Origin of the sequence: Caulobacter sp. D5, from assembly GCF_003185805.1 — a bacterium.
In the GTDB taxonomy this organism is placed as follows: Bacteria; Pseudomonadota; Alphaproteobacteria; order Caulobacterales; family Caulobacteraceae; genus Caulobacter.
The window spans coordinates 1-4,069 of record NZ_QHJY01000400.1 but is presented as its reverse complement, the minus strand read 5'-3'; the positions used below and the strand labels follow the sequence as shown (position 1 = coordinate 4,069).

Annotated in this window: 3 protein-coding genes; 2 read left to right on the top strand and 1 reads right to left on the bottom strand. The window is 69.8% G+C overall.

Annotated features, from left to right (window positions below; all coding sequences use genetic code 11):
• Positions 1-189: 189 nt before the first annotated feature.
• Both DMC18_RS22075 and DMC18_RS22070 read left to right on the top strand, forming a co-directional pair.
• Positions 190-1,230, top strand: coding sequence for a bifunctional nicotinamide-nucleotide adenylyltransferase/Nudix hydroxylase (locus DMC18_RS22075; protein ID WP_110118196.1), 1,041 nt, complete (start codon positions 190-192; stop codon positions 1,228-1,230).
• A 66-nt stretch (positions 1,231-1,296) separates the two neighbouring features.
• On the top strand, positions 1,297-2,688 hold the full coding sequence (locus DMC18_RS22070; protein WP_110118195.1) for a nicotinate phosphoribosyltransferase: 1,392 nt from the start codon (positions 1,297-1,299) through the stop codon (positions 2,686-2,688).
• A 140-nt stretch (positions 2,689-2,828) separates the two neighbouring features.
• On the opposite strand, the gene argJ is transcribed toward DMC18_RS22070, so the two are convergent.
• The coding region (gene argJ / locus DMC18_RS22065; protein WP_233248256.1) for a bifunctional glutamate N-acetyltransferase/amino-acid acetyltransferase ArgJ at positions 2,829-4,069 on the bottom strand (1,241 nt) is incomplete at its 5' end.

Below are 4,069 nucleotides of genomic sequence, written 5' to 3'. Positions count from 1 at the left end.
CCTACCCACTCACCCTCCCACGCCTACGGCGCGGGCCCCTCCCTCTCTCCATGAGAGAGGATTTCCCTAGAGGGTTTCCCTAAAGAAGGCGAGCCCTGCACGCCGGGGTTGACAGACCCTTTTGCTCAAAGTTAGCATAACCCATGTCGCCGGATAGACTGGCGGCGGACATCGGCGTGAGGGAGTCTCATGCGCTTCAACTATCTCGTCCTGATCGGACGCTTCCAGCCGTTCCACAACGGCCACGCCAGCGTGCTGAAACATGCGCTGCGGCTGGCGGAGAAGGTGATCGTGCTGACCGGGAGCGCGGGTCAGCCGCGCACCATCCGCAACCCCTTCAACGCCGGCGAACGGGCCGTGATGATCCGCGCCGCGGCCGGCGACGACGCGGCCCGGCTGATCTTGGCGCCGCTGCGCGACCGCCTCTATGGCGACACCCTGTGGGTGGGCGACGTGCAGCGCATCGTCGCCGAGGCCGTGGCCAGGGACGGCGCGGATGAGGGCGCAACCATCGGCCTGATCGGCCGCAACAAGGACGACGCCACCGCGACCTACCTGGCCGCCTTTCCGCAGTGGGAGCTGGTCGACGTGCGGCACGCCGACGTGCTGTCGGCCACCGAGCTGCGCGACTGGCTGTTCGCCGGCGAGGCGGGCGGCCTGCGCCTCGTGGAGGCCAATGTGCCCGGGCCGGTGTTCGAGATGCTGGGCGCCTTCCGCGACGGCTCGCCCGCCTACGCCCAGCTGGCCCGCGAGCACGCCTTCATCAAGACCTATCGCCAGGCCTGGGCCGCCGCGCCCTATCCGCCGACCTTCGTCACCGCCGACGCGGTGGTCGTGCATTCCGGCCACGTGCTGCTGGTGCGCCGCCGGGCCGAGCCGGGGCGGGGGCTGTGGGCCCTGCCGGGCGGCTTCGTGAACCAGGGCGAGACGGTGCAGGCCGCCGCGATCCGCGAGCTGCACGAGGAGACGCGCCTGAAGATCCCGCCGGCGGTGCTGCGCGGCTCGATCAGGGCCGCGCGGGTGTTCGACCACCCCGACCGCTCGCTGCGCGGACGCACGATCACCCACGCCTTCCACTTCGACTTCCCCGCCGGTCCGCTGCCGCGCGTGAAGGGCTCCGACGACGCCGAGCAGGCGCGCTGGGTTCCCGTCAGCGAGGCGCTGCTGATGGAGGAGCAGTTCTTCGAGGACCACTTCCACATCCTCGAACACTTCGTCGGCGCCGCCTGACGAGGCTTTCAAACCATACCCGCCTTGAGAGACGAGACGGTCACCCCGCGCGAAGGAGCTTCCGCGATGTTCGACAACCTGATCCTCGACACCGACAGCTACAAGGCCAGCCACTGGCTGCAATATCCGCCCGGGACCACGGGCGCCTTCTCCTATGTGGAGAGCCGGGGCGGGCGCTACGACCGCACGGTCTTCTTCGGCCTGCAGGCGATCCTGAAGACGGCGCTGGCCAGGCCGGTGACCCACGCCATGGTCGACGAGGCCGCCGAGCTGCTGGCGGCGCATGGCGAGCCGTTCAACGAGGCCGGCTGGCGGCGGATCGTCGACGTGCATGGCGGCCGCCTGCCGGTGCGCATCCGCGCCGTGCCGGAGGGCGCGGTGGTGCCGACGCACCAGGCGCTGATGACCATCGAGAACACCGACCCGGAGTGCTTTTGGCTGCCGTCGTACCTGGAGACCCTGCTGCTGCGGGTCTGGTATCCGGTGACCGTCGCCACCACCAGCTGGGGCGTCAAGCAGACGATCCGGGCGGCGCTGGAGAAGACCAGCGACGATCCGGCCGGCCAGCTGCCGTTCAAGCTGCACGACTTCGGGGCGCGGGGCGTCTCCAGCCGGGAGAGCGCCGCGATCGGGGGCCTGGCGCACCTAGTCAACTTCCTGGGCAGCGACACCCTGGCGGCGGTGCAGGCCGGGCGCGCCTGGTATGGCGAGCCCATGGCCGCCTTCTCGATCCCGGCCGCCGAGCACAGCACGATCACCAGCTGGGGCCGCGACCGCGAGGCCGACGCCTATCGCAACATGCTCAATAGCTTCGGCAGGCCCGGGGCCCTGTTCTCGGTGGTGTCCGACAGCTACGACCTGTTCGACGCCGTCAGCCGCATCTGGGGCCAGGAGCTGCGGGACGAAGTGATCGCCAGCGGCGCGACCCTGGTGGTGCGGCCCGACTCCGGTGATCCCGTCAGCATCGTCGCCGAGACCCTGAAGCGTCTCGACGAGGCCTTCGGCAGCACGGTCAACGCCAAGGGCTACAAGGTGCTGAACCACGTGCGGGTGATCCAGGGCGACGGGGTCAACCCGGTCAGCATCGCGGCCATCCTGGAGCGGGTGATCGCCGACGGCTTCAGCGCCGACAACATCGCCTTCGGCATGGGCGGCGGCTTGCTGCAGCAGCTCGACCGCGACACCCAGCGCTTCGCCCTGAAGTGCTCGGCCGCCAAGGTCGACGGGGTGTGGATCGACGTCAGCAAGAACCCCATCACCGACCCGGGCAAGCGCTCCAAGGCCGGGCGGCTGATGCTGCAACGGAACGACGCCGGCGAGTACCGGACGGTGGCCGTCGGCGAGGACGAGGCGGTGGAAGCCGGCTGGACCGACGCCATGGTCACGGTCTGGGAGGACGGCGCGCTGCTGGTGGACCACACGCTGGCCGACGTGCGGGCGCGGAGCGAGCAGGGGTGACAGTTCCTATCCCGCAAAATCCCCGCGAAAGCGGGGACCCAGGTGTTTTATCGTCGAGCATCCGGGGCTTCAGAAAAAGCCTGGGCCCCCGCTTTCGCGGGGGTTTTACGGTGGAGGGGCTAGGTCAGTAGGGGGCAAGCCTACGACCGATAATCCCCGTTGATCGCCACGTACTGCTTGGTCAGGTCGCAGGTCCAGACGGTGGAGGATCCCTTGCCGACGCCGACCTCGACGGTGACCTCGAGTTCCTGGTGCTTCATGTAGGCGCTCATGGCCGCCTCGTCGTATTCGGCCGAGACCAGGCCGTCGCGGGCGGCGAAGAGGTCGCCGAACTTGACGCTGATCTTCTCGCGGTTGACCGGCTCGTCGGCGCGGCCGACGGCCATGACGATGCGGCCCCAGTTGGCGTCCTCGCCGGCGAAGGCGGTCTTGACCAGCGGGCTCTCGGCGATGGTGCGGGCGATCTTGCGGGCCGACAGCGGGCTCTCGGCGCCGTTGACGGTGATCTTGACGAACTTGGTGGCGCCCTCGCCGTCGCGGACCAGCTGCAGGGCCAGATCCAGCAGCACGCCTTCCAGCTTTTCGCGGAAGTCGGCCAGGCGCTTGTCGCCGGGGCGGCTGATCTTGGGCGCGCCCGACTGGCCGGTGGCGAAGAGCAAGAGCGTGTCGTTGGTCGAGCGGTCGCCGTCCACCGTCACGCAGTTGAAGGTGGTGCGGGTGTAGAGAGACACCAGGGTTTGCAGGGCGGCCGGGGCGATGGCCGCGTCGGTGGCGACGAAGGCCAGCATGGTCGCCATGTCCGGCGCGATCATGCCCGAGCCCTTGGCGATGCCGGCGATCTTGACCTCGTGGCCGTCGATCACGGCGGTCGCGTAGGCGCCCTTCGGGAAGGTGTCGGTGGTCATGATCGCCGAGGCGGCGGCGGCCCAGCCGTCCGGCGTCAGGCGGGTTTCCACCTCGCGCAGGTTGGAGGTGATCTTGCTGTCGTCGAGGATCACGCCGATGACGCCGGTCGAGGCCATCATCACGTCTCGCTGGCGGCAGTCGAAGCGCTTGCCCACGGCCGTGGCCACGCGGCGCACGGCGTCGGCGCCGGGCTTGCCGGTGAAGCTGTTGGCGCAGCCGGCGTTGACCACGAGAGCGCGCACGTCGGCGCCGCCGCTGGCGGCCAGCTGGCGCTTGCACCAGTCGACCGGAGCCGAACCGACGCCGTGGCGGGTGAAGACGCCGGCGCCCGAGGTGCCCTCGGCGAAGCGCATCAGCAGCAGGTCGGGGCGCTCGTGCTTGTAGAAGCCGGCGCGGCCGGTGGCGATCTCGACCCCGGCGATCGGCGGGATGGTCGGGAACGGCACGACCAGCGGCGAGACGGCCAGGCCCGGCT

Coding starts and splice junctions, on each gene's coding strand:
- DMC18_RS22075 (WP_110118196.1), top strand. CDS start 190: ATGCGCTTCAACTATCTCGTCCTGATCGGACGCTTCCAGCCGTTCCAC.
- DMC18_RS22070 (WP_110118195.1), top strand. CDS start 1,297: ATGTTCGACAACCTGATCCTCGACACCGACAGCTACAAGGCCAGCCAC.